Source organism: Actinomadura decatromicini, assembly GCF_008121305.1.
GTDB lineage: Bacteria > Actinomycetota > Actinomycetes > Streptosporangiales > Streptosporangiaceae > Spirillospora > Spirillospora syzygii.
This window is the reverse complement of record NZ_VSRQ01000003.1, coordinates 571,769-587,808: the sequence shown is the minus strand read 5'-3', so window position 1 is coordinate 587,808 and position 16,040 is coordinate 571,769. Positions and strand designations below refer to the sequence as shown.

Genomic DNA, 16,040 nt, shown 5'->3' with positions numbered 1-16,040 from the left:
GGACAATCGGGGCGTGGGGGAGACACGAGGGCTGCTCGGCCCCGCCGACGTGCGGGAGCTCGCGGCGCGGCTCGGCATCAGGCCGACGAAGACGCTCGGGCAGAACTTCGTCATCGACGCGAACACGGTGCGGCGGATCGTCCGGGCGGCGAGCCTCGATCCCGGCGACGTCGTGGTCGAGGTGGGGCCGGGGCTCGGGTCGCTGACGCTGGCGCTGCTGCCGGAGGCGCGCCGGGTCGTGGCCGTGGAGATCGACGCGGCGCTCGCCGCCGAGCTGCCCGGCACGGTCGCCGCGCGGGCCCCGGACCTCGCCGGACGCCTGGAGGTCGTGCACGCCGACGCGATGCGCGTCGACGGCGTGCCGGGCCCGGAGCCCACGGCGCTCGTCGCGAACCTGCCGTACAACGTGGCGGTGCCGGTCGTCCTGCACCTGCTGGCCGTACTGCCGTCGCTGCGGACGGCGCTCGTCATGGTCCAGGCGGAGGTCGCCGACCGGATGGTGGCGAGCCCCGGCGGCCGGATCTACGGCGTGCCGTCGGTGAAGCTCGCCTGGTACGGGGAGGCGCGCCGCGCCGGCGCGGTCGGCCGGGCCGTGTTCTGGCCCGCGCCGAACGTCGACTCGGGGCTCGTGGCGTTCACCCGCCGCGAGCCGCCGCCGACGAAGGCGTCCCGCGCGGAGGTGTTCGCCGTGGTGGACGCCGCGTTCGCGCAGCGCCGCAAGACGCTGCGGGCGGCGCTCGCGGGCTGGGCCGGGTCCCCGGCGGCGGCGGAGGAGGCCGTGCGCGCCGCCGGAGTCGACCCCAGGGCCAGGGGCGAAGCGCTGGACGTGGCCGCCTTCGCCAGAATTGCCGAGTATCGTCGTCCAACACGCGGGGGAGATCGGCTCCCACTCCCCTGAGGCGTGCACGGGGTGCGGGCTGCCGCCTGCCCGGGGGAGATCAACTCACACCAGGACGACCGGAGGTCGATGTGAAGGCGCGTTCGCGGACGGCGCGGGCGAGGTTGCCGATCGTGGGGACGGCGCTCCTCGCCACCGCGGCGGTGGTCGCGACGGTGGCGGCGGGCTGCGGGGGCGGCGCGGGCGCCGCGCCCAGGATCACGACGACGGCGCGGGCCGGGGTGGCGCCCGTCCCGCCGAAGGACGGGGCGTACTTCGGGGCCTGGGTGCCGCCGGAGCGCGGCGGGAAGGCGTCCGGCCCACCCTCGGGTTCGGCGTCGGGGCCGGGTTCGGCGTCGGGCGCGCCGTCCGGGTCGGAGACGCCCGGCAAGGACGCCGGGAAGCCGGGCATGGGGCCGGTCGCGGGCTTCGAGCGCGAGCTCGGCCGCCGGCTCGACATCGTGCAGAGCTACCGCTCCTGGACGGCCGACTTCCCCGCCGGACTGGACCGGTCCGCCGTCGACGGCAACCGCTACCTGCTGCTGACCTGGGCGGGCGCCGACACGAAGAAGATCGTCCGGGGCGAGTACGACGACCTCGTGCAGCGCCGCGCCCGCGCGATCAAGGCGCTCGGCAAGCCGGTGTTCCTGCGCTGGTCGCGGGACATGGACACGGCGGCGGCGCGCAAGCGCGTCCACTCCGCCGAAGACTTCGTCGCCGCCTGGAAGCACCTGAGGACGATCTTCCAGCAGCAGGGCGTCGACAACGTCGCCTGGGTGTGGTGCCCCACCGCCCGCGGCTTCGGCGGCGGGCACGCGGGCTCCTACTACCCGGGCGACGACCAGGTCGACTGGATCTGCGCGGACGTCCCGCCGCGCGGCGACTCCGAGTACCGCGAGCTGTCGGAGGAGCTGAAGCTGTTCCTGCAGTGGTCCCGCGACCGGCACAAGCCCATCATGATCGCCGAGTTCGGGGTGCCCGCGGCCTACGGGGAGCGCCGCGCCGAGTGGCTCCGGGAGGCGTCCAAGACCCTCCAGGACCCGCAGGTCAAGGCCGTCGTCTACTTCAACTCGAACGAGCTGGCGGCGAACGCGAAGGACAAGCGGCGGGCGCTCGCGGTGACCGGCGACAAGCACGCCGTCTCGGCGCTGCGCGGGCTCGCGACCACGCCCTACTTCAACCCGCGCAACCTTCCGGTGACCAGCGGCGGCTGATCGCCCGGGCGTCCGCGGTCCGGAATGGCCGTAGGGTTTTTACCGTGAGCGCAGTGACCGTACGCGTCCCCGCCAAGGTCAATCTCCAGCTCGGCGTGGGGCCCATCCGCGACGACGGCTACCACGACCTCGTCAACGTGTTCCACGCCGTGTCGCTGTTCGACGAGGTGACCGTCGCGACCGCTGCGGCGCCCGAGGTGCGCGTCCAGGCCGCCCCCTACTCGCGGGTGGCCGTCGCGGACGTCCCCGCCGACCAGAGCAACCTCGCCGCCCGGGCGGCCCGCCTCGTCGCCGAACGGCTCGGCGTGGACGCCCACGCCGCGATCCGCATCCGCAAGGCCATCCCGGTCGCGGGCGGCATGGCGGGCGGCAGCGCCGACGCCGCCGCCGCGCTGGTCGCCTGCGCCCGGCTGTGGGACGACCGGGACGAGCCCGTCCTCGGCCGCGCCGACCTCGTCGAGCTCGGCGCGGAGCTCGGCAGCGACGTGCCGTTCGCCGTCCTCGGCGGGACGGCCGTCGGCGTCGGCCGCGGCGAGCGGCTCACCCCGGCGCTGACCCGCGGCACCTTCCACTGGGTGTTCGCGACGGCGGACGGCGGGCTGTCCACGCCCGCCGTGTACGCCGAGTGCGACCGCCTCCGCGCGGAGCAGGGCACGGACGCGGAGGGGACCCCGGCGGCGCGGGTGTCGGAGCCGCTGATGACCGCGCTCGCGACCGGCGACGCGAAGGGCCTCGGCGCGGCCCTGGCGAACGACCTGGAGCCCGCCGCGCTGGCGCTGCGCCCCTCGCTCGGCCGGGTGCTGGACGCGGGCCGCGATCTCGGCGCGGTCGGCGCGCTCGTGTCCGGATCCGGCCCCACTTGCGCGTTCCTCGCCGAGGACGAGGAGGACGCCGCCGACATCGCCGAGGGCCTCGACGGGGCGGGCGTAGCGGCCCAGGTACTGCGCGCTTACGGCCCGGTGCCCGGCGCGATGCTGGTGTGACGGCCGGGCGGGCGGCCGGTCTGACCCCTTTTATTAGGAAGCTTCCCTAATAGAAAACCTTGAAAGCCCTCGTCACTCGCGACAACCTGGTGCACACTCAACACGTCTTGTAACTGTGACACCGATTCCGTCCCGCGTTGATCCCCCCGGCGAGGTGGAGCGATGACGTACCTTTCCGTGCTGCTGGGCCTCGTGGCCGTCGCGATGATGCTGACGCTCGCGCTGCAGGCCGTCCGCCGCGACCGCGAACTGCGCCGCGACGCGCCGGAGAACGCCGTTTCCGGGGAGCCCGCCGGGCGGTAGGCTCGCCGCGCGCCTCCCGGCGCCGGAACCGCCCGCTCCTCCCGCTGCGAGGTCCCCCCGTTGTCGACGACCTCTTCAGGACCCCCGTTGCTGCTGATCCTCCTGGGCCTCTTCTTCGTGCTCGGTGTCGTCGCGCTCGTGGCGGTCATCCTGCTGATCGCGAACCGGCAGAAGCGGACGCCGCCGCCCGGCTACGGCCAACCCGGCTACGGCCAACCCGGCTACGGACCGCCCGGATACGGGCCACCGGGGAACCCGCCGCCCGGCTACGGCCCGCCGCAGCCCGGACAGCCCGGCCCGCAGGGGCCGCCGCCCGGGCAGCCGGGGCCGGAGGGTCCGCCGCCCGAGTCGCAGGGTCCGCCGCCGCCCCTCTGACGGCGTCCGGATCATCCGCTCTCCGGGGCCAATAGGCTTGTGGGCGTCGTGAATCTCGTGAACCTTGAGAACGTCGCCAAGTCGTACGGGCCGTCGCCGCTGCTCGACGCCGTGTCCCTCGGGCTGGACGAGGGCGACCGCGTCGGCGTCGTCGGCCGCAACGGCGGCGGCAAGAGCACCCTCGTGTCCGTCCTCGCGCGGGAGACCGAGCCCGACGCCGGGCGCGTCACCCACGCGCGCGGCCTGCGGCTCGGCCTGCTGTCCCAGCGGGACGAGTTCCCCGCCGCCGCGACCGTCCGGTCCGTCGTGCTGGGCGACCGCGCCGAGCACGAGTGGGCGGGCGACGTGCGCGCCCGCGACATCCTCGGCGGCCTGCTCGCCGACCTCGACCTCGACGCGCCGCTCGCGGGCATGTCCGGCGGGGAGCGCCGCCGGGTCGCGCTGGCCCGGCTGCTCGTCCCCGAGTCCGACCTCCTGCTGCTGGACGAGCCCACCAACCACCTCGACATCGAGGCGATCGACTGGCTGGCCCGCCACCTCAAGGGGCGCAAGGACGCGGTGCTCGTCGTCACCCACGACCGCTGGTTCCTGGACGAGGTCACCGACCGCACCTGGGAGGTCGTCGACGGCCAGGTCGAGCGCTACGAGGGCGGCTACTCCGCCTACGTCCTCGCCAAGGCCGAGCGCTCCCGGATCGCCGCCGCCACCGAGGCGAAGCGGCAGAACCTCCTCCGCAAGGAGCTGGCGTGGCTGCGCCGCGGCCCGCAGGCCCGCACGTCCAAGCCGAAGTTCCGGGTGGACGCCGCGCAGGCCCTCATCGCCGACGAGCCCCCCGCGCGCGACTCGGTCGAGCTGACCCGGTTCGCGACCGCGCGGCTCGGCAAGACCGTCTTCGAGGTGGAGGACGCGACCGTCGAGGTCGGCGACCCCGGTCGCGTGATCTTCGAGCGGATGACGTGGCGGCTCGGCCCCGGCGACCGCGTCGGCCTGGTCGGCGTCAACGGCAGCGGCAAGAGCACCCTGCTGCGCCTGCTGGACGGCTCCGTCCGCCCGGCGGCGGGACGGGTGGTGCGCGGCAAGACCGTCCAGCTCGCGCATCTGACGCAGGACCTCGAAGACCTCGACCCGGCCCGGCGCGTCCTCGAGTCGGTGGAGGAGATCCGCCGCCGGATCACGGTCGGCAAGCGCGAGTGGACGGCGAGCCAGCTCCTCGAACGCCTCGGCTTCCCGGGCGACCGCCAGTGGACGCCGGTCGGCGACCTGTCCGGCGGCGAGCGGCGGCGGCTGCAGGTGCTGCGCCTCCTGATGGGCGAGCCGAACGTCCTCCTGCTGGACGAGCCTACCAACGACCTCGACATCGAGACGCTCACCGAGGTCGAGGACATCTTGGACGGCTGGCCCGGCACCCTCGTCGTCGTCAGCCACGACCGGTACTTCCTGGAGCGCGTCACCGACCACGTGGTGGCGCTGCTCGGCGACGGGCGCGTGTCGATGCTGCCGGGCGGCGTCGACGAGTACCTGGAGCGCCGGGCCGCCGGGCAGGCGCCGAAGCCCGCCGCCGCCGGTCCCGACCGGGCCGCCGCGCCCGCCGCGGCGCCGAAGCCGAAGGGCGGGAAGGAGTGGAAGGCCCGCAAGGAGCTGGACCGGCTCGAGCGGCGGCTGGAGAAGCTCGCCGCGCAGGAGAGCGAGCTGCACGAGAAGCTCGCCGCGCACGCCACCGACTACGCCAAGCTCCAGGAGCTGGACGGCCGCCTCAAGGAGATCCAGGCCGAGGCCGCCTCCGTCGAGGAGGAATGGCTGATGCTCGCCGAGGACATCGGCTAGGACGGCCGGGCCCCGGTCGGAGGTCGAACGGGGCGAGCTCAGAGGCCGAACGGGCCGGCTCAGAGGTCGAACGGGACGAGCAGGGTCCGCAGCAGGTCGGCGAGGACGGCGCGCTGCTCCGGGCTGAGGCTGTCGAGGATGGCCTGCTCCCGGTCGAGGAGGTCGGCGAACGCCGCGTCCACCCGCGTCTCGCCGGCGGCGGTGAGCCGGACCTGGACGCCGCGCTTGTCCTGCGGGTCGGGATGCCGCTCGACGAGCCCGGCGGCGGCGAGCCGGTCGATGCGGTTCGTCATCGTGCCGGACGTGACGAGCGTCGCCCGCAGCAACTGCCCCGGGCTGAGCTGGTAGGGCGCCCCGGCCCTGCGCAGCGCGGTGAGGACGTCGAACTCCCACGACTCCAGGTCGTGGTCGGCGAACACGCCCCGGCGGGCGCGGTCGAGGTGCCGGGCCAGCCGGGACACGCGGCTCAGCACCTGCAGGGGCCGTACGTCGAGGTCCGGCCGCTCGGCCTCCCACGCCTCGACCAAACTGTCGACCTCGTCCCGCATGCCGACACCTTACCCGTCTTGGTATTCCGAGGAAGGAGGGTGATCGGCCGCGGGATCAGGCGTCCGGTTCGCCGACCGCCCCGCCGACGGGCCCGCCGACCACGCGGCTGATCCGCTCGGCCGCGTCCGCCGCCTGCCGGAACCCCTCGCGGTAGACGGACGCCCAGCGGGTCAGGTCGCCGACGTTGCCGCCGAACGCCTCGAGCGCCGCCTCGTCCGGGACGATCTGGACGTCCGCCCCGGCGTCGCCATAGGACCGGGGCATCGGCTCGATCAGCACGATCCGGCCCGCGCCCGCCGCGAGGTGCGCGTTGGAGCCGCCGCCGAACGCCCCGTCCATGAAGGGGCGGCCGCCTATCAGGACCGGCTCGGCGTAGCCGGGCGCGGCGCTGCTCGCGGCGACGGCGGCGGTCAGCGGGACGCCGCTGCCCGCGTCCCAGACGACCGGCGTGCCGGACTCGACGTCCACGCCGGTGACGAGGAGGCGCGCGGCGGGCCACTCGTCCGTGCCGATCAGGAACCGCATGCCCGCCCGGTGCTGCTCGGCGGGAAGCGCCGTCGCCGCCAGGGCCAGCCTGCCGATGCGGCGCCGGATCTCGTCCGGCTCCAGGTCGGCGGAGCCGCCGAGCGCGAGCGCCTCCGCCATCGCCGAGCCGTCCGGGGCGGGCCGGGGGGTGTCGCGGGGCGGCAGGTCGGCGAGGGCGTCGAGGTCGCGGCCGGTCGTGATCAGCGCCCCGGCGATCGCGCCCGCCGACGTCCCGACGATCACGTCGGCGGCGGCGGGGTCGAGGCCCGCCCGCCGCAGCCCGGCGGCGAGGCCGGTCAGCCACGCCGTCCCGACCGGCCCGCCCGGCCCCAGCACGAGCGCCCAGCCGTTCCGTCGTCCGTGCTCGGTCACGCCGCTGTCCGTCATGCCGTCGAGCCTAGGAAGGGTCCGCGACCCGGCGCATCTGTCGGACGGCAGAAAAAGATCTCACTTCTTGACTTCACACTATGGCGGCGACGATGATGTCTCTTGACGTCGAGATAAATACGGCGAACGGGGAGGACGATGGGCCGGACGACGAGCACAGTGTGGGACCCGGCGCAGTACGGGGCCTTCGGCGGCGAGCGCGGGCGCGCCTTCCGCGACCTGGTCGGCCGCCTCACCGGCCCGCCGCCGGCCCGCGTCGCCGACCTCGGCTGCGGCAGCGGCGAGCTCACCGCCACCCTCGCCGCCCGCTGGCCGGACGCCGTCGTCGACGCCCTGGACGGCTCGCCCGAGATGATCGCCGAGGCCCGCGCGCACGAGATCCCCGGACGGCTCTCCTTCCGCGTCGGGGACGTCGTGACCTGGCGGCCGGACGGCCCGCTCGACCTGATCGTCAGCAACGCCGTCCTGCACTGGGTGCCCGAGCACCACGGGCTGCTGGTCAGGTGGGCCGACGCGCTCAACCCCGGCGGCAGGCTCGCCTTCCAGGTACCCGGCAACTTCGGCGCGCCCAGCCACGTCCTGCTCCGCGACCTGTGCCGGTCGGAGCGGTGGCGGGACACGCTCGGCCAGTTCGCGCTGGAGCCGCCCGTGCTCGGCCCGGCCGGGTACCTCGACCTGCTCTCCCGTCCCGGGTTCACGGTCGACGCCTGGGAGACCACCTACATGCAGGTGCTCCAGGGGGAGGACCCGGTCCTGGAATGGGTGAAGGGGACGACGCTGCGCCCCGTCCTGTCCGCCCTGGGCCCGGACGAGACCGACGAGTTCCTCGCCGAGTACCGGGACGTCCTCAGGCGGGCCTACCCCACCGCCCCGTACGGCACCGTCTTCCCGTTCCGGCGCGTCTTCGTGATCGCCACCCGCGACGAGGTCTGACCGCTCACCTTCGCCGCCGAGCAGCCTTAACCCGCCGTCAGCGGCCGCGCGGGGATTCTTGACATCAAGATTCGGAAGCGGGCATGCTGTGTCTCGATGTCGAGAGACACCGCGCGCAAGCGCGCGCGGGACCGACGTCCGCAGACGGGATGCCGCCCGGCCCCGCCGAGGGAAGCGACTCGTTCCCCTGCGGTGCCAACTCGGAAGGGCCGACCGGTGTCCGGCACATCCCGGTTTCGCGACCCGAAGCCGGCGACCCCTGGCCGGTGGCCGCTCAGAAGAACTCCGGGCGGCCACCGGTTGTCAGCCCCCGGCGGGCCGCCTCACGGCGACGCGTCGGGTGCGATCTCCGGATCGCGGCGGCCCCGGCGCTGCGCCTTCTGCGCCTTCTCCTCGGCCTTCTCGGCCTTGGCCGCCGCCCGTCCCTCGGCCTTCTCCGCCTTCGCGGCGGCCTTCTCCGCGCGCTTCTCCTGCCGCTCCAACTCCCGGCGGCGGCGCCGCGGGTCGAGCGACGGCCGCGGCTCCAGCCCGGACAGGCCGTTCCACGCGAGGTTCACCACGTGCGCGGCCACCTCCTCCCGGCGCGGCTTGCGGACGTCCAGCCACCACTGGCCCGTCAGCGCCACCATCCCGACGAGGCTCTGCGCGTAGATCGGCGCGAACTTGTCGTCGTAGCCGTGCCGGTCGAACTCCTGCGCGAGGACGTACTCCACCTCGCCCGCGATCTCGCTGAGCAGGCTCGCGTAGCTGCCGGTGCCCGTCCCGCCGTGCGAGTCGCGGACGAGGATCCGGAACCCGTCCGGGTTCTCCTCGATGTACTCCAGCAGCGCCAGCGCGGCCTTCTCCAGCTTGCCGCGGTAGTGGATCGCCGAGTTCAGCGCGTCCGTGACGAGGCCGAGCAGCCGCTCGAACTCCCGGTCGACGACGACCGCGTACAGCCCCTCCTTGCCGCCGAAGTGCTCGTACACCACGGGCTTCGAGACGCCCGCGGCCGACGCGATCTCCTCCACCGACGTGCCGTCCAGGCCGCGTTCGGCGAACAGCGTCCGCCCGATGGTGAGGAGCTGCTCGCGGCGTTCCTTACCGGTCATCCGCTTTCTGCGGGTCCTGGGAGCGGGTTCAGTCACGGGACCAATTGTGGCGGTCATACCGCCTGATTCGTTCGCTTCGCCGCCAGCCTGTCACTGTTCGGCCACCGCACGTCGTAGGCCAGACCCGTCTTCTCGAACGCCCAGATGATCCGCGCGCTGATGTCGACCTGCCCTTTCAGCACCCCGTGCCGCGCGCACGTCGGGTCGGAGTGGTGGAGGTTGTGCCACGACTCGCCGAGCGACGGGATGGCGAGCCACCACACGTTGCGGGACTTGTCGCGGACCTCGAAGTCCTCCTTGCCGAACGTGTGGCAGATCGAGTTGATCGACCACGTCACGTGGTGGACGAGCGTGATCCGGACGAACCCCGCCCAGAACAGCGCGGTCAGGAAGCCCGCCCACGACATCGTCACCATCCCGCCGATCAACGCCGGGAGCAGGAACGACACCGCCACCAGACCGGGGAACGCGAGGTGGATGCGGCGGATGTCGCGGTCGTTCAGCAGGTCCTTCGCGAACCGGTGCTTGGACGTCCGGTTGGCGTCGAACAGCCACCCGTAGTGCGCCCACGCCAGCCCCTTCGACAACGCCTTCCAGTCGCTGCCGAAGCGCCACGGCGAGTGGGGGTCGAGCTCCTTGTCGGAGTGCTTGTGGTGCCGCCGGTGGTCGGCGACCCACGTGATGACCGGGCCCTCGATCGCGATGCTCCCCGCCAGCGCCAGGAAGATCTTCAGGGGGCGGCGCGCCTTGAACGACCCGTGCGTGAAGTACCGGTGGTAGCCGACCGTGACCCCGCCGGCGGACAGCACGTAGAACACCGCCATCAGGGCGACGTCCGTCCAGCCGAGGAACCTGCCCCAGGCCAGTGGGACGGCCGCGAACAACGCCAGGAACGGGACGGCGGTGAACACCGCGACCAGCACGCGCTCGGCGTTCCCCCGTGGTTCCGGCGCGATCTCCGGGCGCCGCTCGGCGCGGGGCTGGCCCAAGGCCGGGGCCGTGGTCATGCGTCATCACTCCCTGCGGGTCGGAGCACTTACCTACGCCAACGTAAGCTACGGAACCGTAAGTTGACAGGGGCGGACGGTAAATTAAGGAGGAATCTGCCCCATAAGCCACATAACTCTCAAGCAACGGACGCCCGAAGGCCCCGCGCGAGAGGATGGCGGGATGCCCCTCACCCAGGAGGAACGCGCCGCCCTCGCCGAAGGCTCCCTCACCGGCCTCTCCGTCGGCGACGCCTTCGGCGACCAGTTCTTCGTCCTCGCCAACAGGCACCTCTCCGCCGAGACCGACGCGCCGCCCGCGCCGTGGGGCTGGTCGGACGACACGGAGATGGCGTGCTCCGTCGTGCACGTCCTAAACCAGCGCGGGCGAATCGACCAGGATCTGCTGGCGGAGTCGTTCGCCGCCCGGATGGACGTCGGACGCCGTTACGGCGCGGGCGCGTACGAGCTGCTGACCCGGATCGCGAACGGCGACCACTGGCACCGGGCGTCCCGCGAGCTGTTCGACGGGCGCGGCTCCTACGGCAACGGCGCCGCGATGCGGATCGCCCCGCTCGGCGCCTTCTTCAGCGACGACCCGGCCCGCGCCGCGGAGGAGGCCGCCCTGTCCGCGGAGGTGACGCACGCCAACCCGGAGGGCATCGCGGGCGCCGTCGCGGTGGCCGCCGCGGCGGCGCACGCCGCGGCCGGGCGGGGCACGAGGATCGCGCCGAGGGAGCTCATCGAGGCGGCCCTGGAGTGGACGACGGCGGGGGAGTACGTGCGGCGCGGCCTGCGGCGGGCTCTCCGGCTGCTGGGCAGGTCCCCGCGCGAGGCGGCGCACGAGCTCGGGAACGGCAACCGGATCTCGGCGCAGGACACCGTCCCGTTCGTCCTGTGGGCCGCGGCGACGCGGCTGACCGACTACGAGGCGGCCGTCCGCGCGTGCGTCGCGGTCGGCGGCGACATGGACACGACCGCCGCGATGACCGGCGGCATCGTCGCCGCCCATCTCGGCCCCGAGGCGGTCCCGGCGGCCTGGCTGGCGGCGCGCGAGCCGCTCCCGGACTGGCTGGCGCGGCCGGATACGGCGGGAGAAATCTGACGGGTGTCGGTATCGTGGTGGCCGGTCGGGTCCGGTCACCGGGCGGTCCGTCCGTTTTAATCCGGCGTGGTGTAATCGGCAGCACAAGGGTTTTTGGTGCCCTTAGACAAGGTTCGAGTCCTTGCGCCGGAGCTGTGGTAGATGTCCGTCCCTGCGACGCGGGCGGGCGGTGGGGGTGACAGGGCGGGGGCGGGCGGTATCCTGCCCGTGTCGGGTGCGTCCGGCCTGGATACGGCGTGATGTCGCAGGTGGGCGCGTCCATAACCGATCCCGTCCGCGATGCCGAGGAGCCTCCTTGTGAGCGCTGCGAGCCGCCCGGCCGCCGTCATCGTCCTCGCCGCGGGCGAGGGCACCCGGATGAAGTCCCGTACCTCGAAGGTGCTCCACGAGCTGTGCGGGCGCAGCATGCTCGGCCATGTGCTGGCCGCCGCCCGCGAGCTCGAACCCGAGCGGCTCGTCGTGGTCGTCGGGCACCGGCGCGAGCAGGTCGCCGCGCACCTCGCCGAGGCGGGGCCGGACGCCGAGACGGCCGTCCAGGAACCGCGGAACGGGACGGGCCACGCCGTCCGGATGGCGCTGGAGCAGACCGGCGCCCTCGACGGCACCGTGGTGGTCACGAACGGCGACGTCCCCCTGTTGCGCGGCGAGACGCTGCGGGCGCTCGTCCGGACGCACGAGGACGAGGGCAACGCGGCGACCGTCCTCACGACCGAGATGCCGGACGCGACCGGTTACGGCCGGATGGTCCGCGCCGCCGACGGCGCCGTCGAGGCGATCGTCGAGCACAAGGACGCCACCCCCGAGCAGCTCGCGATCAAAGAGATCAACGTGGGCATGTACGCGTTCGACGGCGCGCTGCTGGCGGACGCGCTCAAGCGGGTGACCACCGACAACGCCAAAGGTGAGGAGTATCTCACCGACGTCGTCGCGATCGTGCGGGCGGACGGCCACCGCGCGGGCGCGCACCTCGCGGCCGACTGGGTCGAGACGCAGGGCGTGAACGACAAGGTCCAGCTCGCGCAGGCGCGCCGCCAGCTCAACGACCGGATCCTCGAAGCGCACATGCGGGCCGGCGTGACGGTCATCGATCCGGCGAGTACCTGGGTCGACGTGGACGTCACCGCCGAGCCCGACGCCGAGATCCACCCGGGGACGCAGCTCCACGGCCGCACGCACCTCGCGGAGGGCGCGCGCGTCGGCCCGAACTGCACGCTGACCGACACGACGGTCGGCGCGGACGCGACCGTGGTGAACGCGGTGTGCGTGGAGGCCGAGATCGGCCCGGAGGCGTCGGTCGGCCCGTTCGCCTACCTCCGGCCGGGGACGCGGCTGGCCCGCAAGGGCAAGATCGGAACCTACGTCGAGACGAAGAACGCCGACATCGGCGAGGGCACGAAGGTCCCGCACCTCACCTACGTGGGCGACGCGGAGATCGGCGAGCACTCCAACATCGGCGCGAGCTCGGTGTTCGTGAACTACGACGGCGTGCAGAAGCGGCGCAGCGTCATCGGGTCCCATGTGCGGACGGGCAGCGACAACATGTTCGTCGCGCCGGTGACGGTGGGCGACGGCGCCTACACGGCCGCCGGTTCGGTGATCGTGCAGGACGTCCCGCCGGGGGCGATGGCGGTCGCGCGGGCGCGGCAGCGCAACGTCGAGGGGTGGGTCGAGCGGAAGCGTCCGGGGACGCCGTCCGCCGAGGCGGCCCGCCGCGCCCAGGAGGCCCTGGAGGCTCAGGAGGCCCACGAGGCCGAGGGGGCCCATGCGGAGGACGCGCCGTAACGGCCGCGTCCGGGTGAGGACTGCCCCGCCGTCCGGCGGGGATGGGGAGGACATCGGCGTCCTCCCGCGAACAACAGAACGACTCGTGCGCCGGACTCTTGTGGTGCGCGGGCGGTGGGGACACAGACCCACGTGAATTCACGCCATTGAGGGGGAGTTGTCAGAGGTGAGTGGGATCAAGGCGAGCGGCCAGAAGAAGCTGATGCTCTTCACCGGCCGCGCCGACCCGGACCTGGCCAGGGAAGTTGCCGACAACCTCCAAGTCGACCTCACGCCCACGTCCGCGTACGACTTCGCGAACGGTGAGACGTTCGTGCGGTTCCTGGAGTCCGTCCGCGGCTCGGACGCCTTCGTGATCCAGAGCCACACGGCTCCCATCAACCAGTGGATCATGGAGCAGTTGATCATGGTGGACGCGTTGAAGCGCGCGTCCGCCAAGCGGATCACCGTCGTGGCGCCGTTCTTCGGGTACGCGCGACAGGACAAGAAGCACCGCGGCCGGGAGCCGATCTCGGCGCGGCTGATGGCCGACCTGTTCAAGACGGCTGGCGCGGACCGGCTGATCACGGTCGACCTGCACACCGCGCAGATCCAGGGCTTCTTCGACGGCCCGGTCGACCACCTGTTCGCGCTCGACCTGCTCGCGCACCACTTCGAGAGCAGGCTCGACACCTCGCAGGTGACGGTCGTCGCGCCGGACGCGGGCCGGGTGCGGGTGACCGAGCGGTGGTCGGACCGGCTGGGCGGCGTCCCGATGGCGATCATCCACAAGAAGCGCGACCCGGACGTCGCGAACGAGGTGAAGGTCTTCGACGTCGTCGGCGAGGTCGCGGGCCGCACCTGCGTCGTGGTGGACGACATGATCGACACCGGCGGGACGATCGTGAAGGCGGCGGACGCGCTGTTCGACCACGGCGCGAGCCGCGTGGTCGTCGCGGCGACGCACGGCGTGCTGTCCGGCCCGGCCGTGGACCGGTTGAAGAACTCCCGCGTCTCCGAGGTGGTGCTGACGAACACGCTGCCGATCCCCGAGGAGAAGCAGTTCGACAAGCTCACCGTCCTCTCCATCGCTCCCCTCATCGCCCGCGCCATCAACGAGGTCTTCTCGGACGGCTCCGTCACCAGCCTGTTCGGCGGGCAGAGCTAGCCGCCCGCCGCGCGTTCGCCGCGCGTTCGCCGCGCGCCCGCCGGGAGGCGGAGCCGGCCGCCCGCCCGGAACGGGGCCGGTGGCGGTCCGGGCCCGGGTTGGGGCGGGTCTTCGATCGGCTAGACTTGTGCGACCCGCGTCCGCTCCAGGTCGTCCAGTGCGTGCCGTGCCGGTACCGCGCTCCCTGGAGAACGCAAAGAATCTTCAAGTCGCCCGCCCCCAGTCGGCGTGCGAGGATCACAACCGTCCGTAACGGACGTCCGGACGCCCCGGACGGCCGTGGATCGCAGAATGAGGAGTTTTCGCCGTGTCCGAGGTACGCATCGCCGCCGAGCCGCGCACCGAGTTCGGTAAGGGTGCCGCGCGGCGCACCCGCCGGGCCGGCAGGGTGCCCGCCGTCCTCTACGGTCACGGCACCGACCCCCAGCACATCTCGCTGCCCGGCCATGAGCTGATGCTGGCGCTCAAGACGCCGAACGTCCTGCTCACCATCGAGGGGCTGAACGGCGGCGCCGAGCTGGCGCTGCCGAAGGACGTCCAGCGCGACCCGATCAAGGGTTTCCTGGAGCACATCGACCTGCTGCTCGTGAAGCGCGGCGAGAAGGTCGTCGTGTCGCTGCCGATCCAGCTCGTCGGCGACGTGGTGGCGGGCGGCCAGGTCGCGCAGACCGAGGTGGAGATCTCCGTCGAGGCGGAGGCCACGCACATCCCCGAGTCCGTCGAGTTCGACATCAGCGGCCTGGAGATCGACAGCCAGGTCCTCGCGAAGGACCTGCGCCTCCCGTCGGGGACGACGCTCGCCGCCGACGAGGACGTCCTGATCCTCCAGATCACCGACGCCAGCGTGTCCGCCGAGCGCGAGGAGCCGGCGGAGGCCGCCGAGGCCGCGGGCGAGGGCGCCGAGGGCGAGGGCGAGGCCCCGGCCGAGTAGGAGGCCGGGCGGTTCCGGCGCGGCCGCGCGGCGACGCGGCCGTCCGGGTAGGGCGCGGCGTGTTCTGTCACGGCATGTTCTTTCACGGCCCCGCGGGTGCGCACCCGCGGGGCCGTGCCCGTTGTGCGGGCCCGTGATGGTGGCCCGTGGTGGTGGCCCGTGGGGTGGAGGAGTTCGGTGAGCGCGGATCTCTGGCTGGTCGTCGGCCTGGGCAACCCCGGGCCGTCGTACGCGAAGAACCGGCACAACGCGGGGTTCATGGTGCTGGACGTCCTGGCCGCGCGTGTCGGCGGCAGGTTCAAGTCGCACCGGTCCAGGGCGGACGTCCTGGAGGGACGGCTCGCCGGGGCGCGGGCGGTGCTCGCGAAGCCGCGGTCGTTCATGAACGAGTCGGGCGGTCCGGTGAAGGGGCTGTGCGACTTCTACAAGGCGCCGGTGGAGCGGCTCGTCGTCGTCCATGACGAGCTGGACATCCCGTTCGGGGCGATCCGGTTGAAGCAGGGCGGCGGTGACAACGGTCACAACGGGCTGCGGTCGGTGACGAAGTCGCTCGGGACGCGGGAGTACCTGCGGGTCAGGTTCGGGGTGGGCCGCCCGCCGGGGCGGATGGACCCGGCGGCGTTCGTGCTGAAGGACTTCTCCGCCGCGGAGCGCAGGGACCTCGACCTTGAGGTCGACCGGGCCGCGGACGCGGTCGAGGCGCTGATCTCCGACGGGCTCGGCGCGGCGCAGAACGTCTTCCACGCGGGTTGAGCGCCTTCCGCGCGGCGGGTCGAACGCCTTCCGCGCGGGTCGAACGTTCGGGGGCGCGGGCTGAATGGACGTCCACGCGGGTTGAAAAAGGTCGTCCACGCAGGCTGAACGGCCTTCAGTGGGGTGGCCGGATCCGGCCAGTCGCAGCGGAACGCGACAGTGTCGACGCGGACAGGCACAGCCGGGTTTTCGTGCGCTTCTCGCCTTGCCTGTCGGCGATCTCGGGCCGGTACCGGCCTCCGCGTGACCTGACCATGGCAAAGCGGCCATAGGAT

16 protein-coding genes and 1 tRNA gene are annotated in these 16,040 nt (G+C 73.1%); 13 read left to right on the top strand and 4 right to left on the bottom strand.

Features of this window, described 5'->3' with window-relative positions; genetic code table 11:
* The first annotated feature begins 13 nt into the window (after positions 1 to 13).
* From rsmA to FXF68_RS16410, 6 genes are all read left to right on the top strand, one after another.
* Entirely contained in the window at positions 14 to 898 is an 885-nt protein-coding gene (gene rsmA / locus FXF68_RS16430) for a 16S rRNA (adenine(1518)-N(6)/adenine(1519)-N(6))-dimethyltransferase RsmA (RefSeq protein WP_148760027.1), read from the top strand.
* Between the two features lie 71 nt (positions 899 to 969).
* On the top strand, positions 970 to 2,091 hold the full coding sequence (locus tag FXF68_RS16425; protein ID WP_246178738.1) for a glycoside hydrolase family 26 protein: 1,122 nt from the start codon (positions 970 to 972) through the stop codon (positions 2,089 to 2,091).
* A gap of 53 nt (positions 2,092 to 2,144) precedes the next feature.
* Positions 2,145 to 3,074: a 4-(cytidine 5'-diphospho)-2-C-methyl-D-erythritol kinase gene (locus FXF68_RS16420; RefSeq protein ID WP_148760025.1), complete on the top strand. Its 930-nt coding sequence runs from the start codon at positions 2,145 to 2,147 to the stop codon at positions 3,072 to 3,074.
* A 162-nt stretch (positions 3,075 to 3,236) separates the two neighbouring features.
* Positions 3,237 to 3,377, top strand: coding sequence for a hypothetical protein (locus FXF68_RS42395; protein WP_187437956.1), 141 nt, complete (start codon positions 3,237 to 3,239; stop codon positions 3,375 to 3,377).
* An 87-nt stretch (positions 3,378 to 3,464) separates the two neighbouring features.
* Positions 3,465 to 3,752 carry a hypothetical protein gene (locus FXF68_RS42390; RefSeq protein WP_187437955.1) on the top strand — a complete coding sequence of 96 codons (288 nt, stop codon included), beginning with the start codon at positions 3,465 to 3,467 and terminating at the stop codon, positions 3,750 to 3,752.
* Between the two features lie 48 nt (positions 3,753 to 3,800).
* Positions 3,801 to 5,576: an ABC-F family ATP-binding cassette domain-containing protein gene (locus FXF68_RS16410; protein ID WP_148760023.1), complete on the top strand. Its 1,776-nt coding sequence runs from the start codon at positions 3,801 to 3,803 to the stop codon at positions 5,574 to 5,576.
* Between the two features lie 59 nt (positions 5,577 to 5,635).
* On the opposite strand, the gene FXF68_RS16405 is transcribed toward FXF68_RS16410, so the two are convergent.
* Both FXF68_RS16405 and FXF68_RS16400 read right to left on the bottom strand, forming a co-directional pair.
* Entirely contained in the window at positions 5,636 to 6,124 is a 489-nt protein-coding gene (locus FXF68_RS16405; protein WP_148760020.1) for a MarR family winged helix-turn-helix transcriptional regulator, read from the bottom strand.
* A gap of 55 nt (positions 6,125 to 6,179) precedes the next feature.
* Positions 6,180 to 7,037 carry a patatin-like phospholipase family protein gene (locus FXF68_RS16400; RefSeq protein WP_148760018.1) on the bottom strand — a complete coding sequence of 286 codons (858 nt, stop codon included), beginning with the start codon at positions 7,035 to 7,037 and terminating at the stop codon, positions 6,180 to 6,182.
* A gap of 138 nt (positions 7,038 to 7,175) precedes the next feature.
* On the opposite strand from FXF68_RS16400, the gene FXF68_RS16395 reads away from it, so the two are divergent.
* On the top strand, positions 7,176 to 7,970 hold the full coding sequence (locus tag FXF68_RS16395) for a trans-aconitate 2-methyltransferase (RefSeq protein ID WP_148760016.1): 795 nt from the start codon (positions 7,176 to 7,178) through the stop codon (positions 7,968 to 7,970).
* 323 nt (positions 7,971 to 8,293) lie between these two features.
* Here FXF68_RS16395 and FXF68_RS16390 read toward each other — a convergent pair whose 3' ends face one another.
* Positions 8,294 to 9,097, bottom strand: coding sequence for a TetR/AcrR family transcriptional regulator (locus FXF68_RS16390; RefSeq protein ID WP_246178737.1), 804 nt, complete (start codon positions 9,095 to 9,097; stop codon positions 8,294 to 8,296).
* Positions 9,098 to 9,114: 17 nt separating this feature from the next.
* Entirely contained in the window at positions 9,115 to 10,068 is a 954-nt protein-coding gene (locus FXF68_RS16385; RefSeq protein WP_148760014.1) for an acyl-CoA desaturase, read from the bottom strand.
* A 163-nt stretch (positions 10,069 to 10,231) separates the two neighbouring features.
* On the opposite strand from FXF68_RS16385, the gene FXF68_RS16380 reads away from it, so the two are divergent.
* From FXF68_RS16380 to pth, 6 genes are all read left to right on the top strand, one after another.
* Positions 10,232 to 11,152, top strand: a complete 921-nt coding sequence (locus tag FXF68_RS16380) for an ADP-ribosylglycohydrolase family protein (protein ID WP_148760012.1) — start codon at positions 10,232 to 10,234, stop codon at positions 11,150 to 11,152.
* 60 nt (positions 11,153 to 11,212) lie between these two features.
* Positions 11,213 to 11,284 (top strand) — tRNA-Gln (locus FXF68_RS16375).
* Positions 11,285 to 11,449: 165 nt separating this feature from the next.
* A complete protein-coding gene (glmU, locus tag FXF68_RS16370) occupies positions 11,450 to 12,934 on the top strand; it encodes a bifunctional UDP-N-acetylglucosamine diphosphorylase/glucosamine-1-phosphate N-acetyltransferase GlmU (protein WP_281292214.1) in 1,485 nt (494 codons plus the stop codon).
* Between the two features lie 166 nt (positions 12,935 to 13,100).
* On the top strand, positions 13,101 to 14,081 hold the full coding sequence (locus FXF68_RS16365; protein WP_083981565.1) for a ribose-phosphate diphosphokinase: 981 nt from the start codon (positions 13,101 to 13,103) through the stop codon (positions 14,079 to 14,081).
* Between the two features lie 307 nt (positions 14,082 to 14,388).
* Positions 14,389 to 15,012, top strand: a complete 624-nt coding sequence (locus FXF68_RS16360; RefSeq protein WP_148760008.1) for a 50S ribosomal protein L25/general stress protein Ctc — start codon at positions 14,389 to 14,391, stop codon at positions 15,010 to 15,012.
* A 177-nt stretch (positions 15,013 to 15,189) separates the two neighbouring features.
* Complete coding sequence (pth, locus tag FXF68_RS16355) at positions 15,190 to 15,765, top strand: aminoacyl-tRNA hydrolase (RefSeq protein WP_187437954.1); 576 nt, start codon at positions 15,190 to 15,192, stop codon at positions 15,763 to 15,765.
* The last annotated feature ends 275 nt before the right edge of the window (positions 15,766 to 16,040 follow it).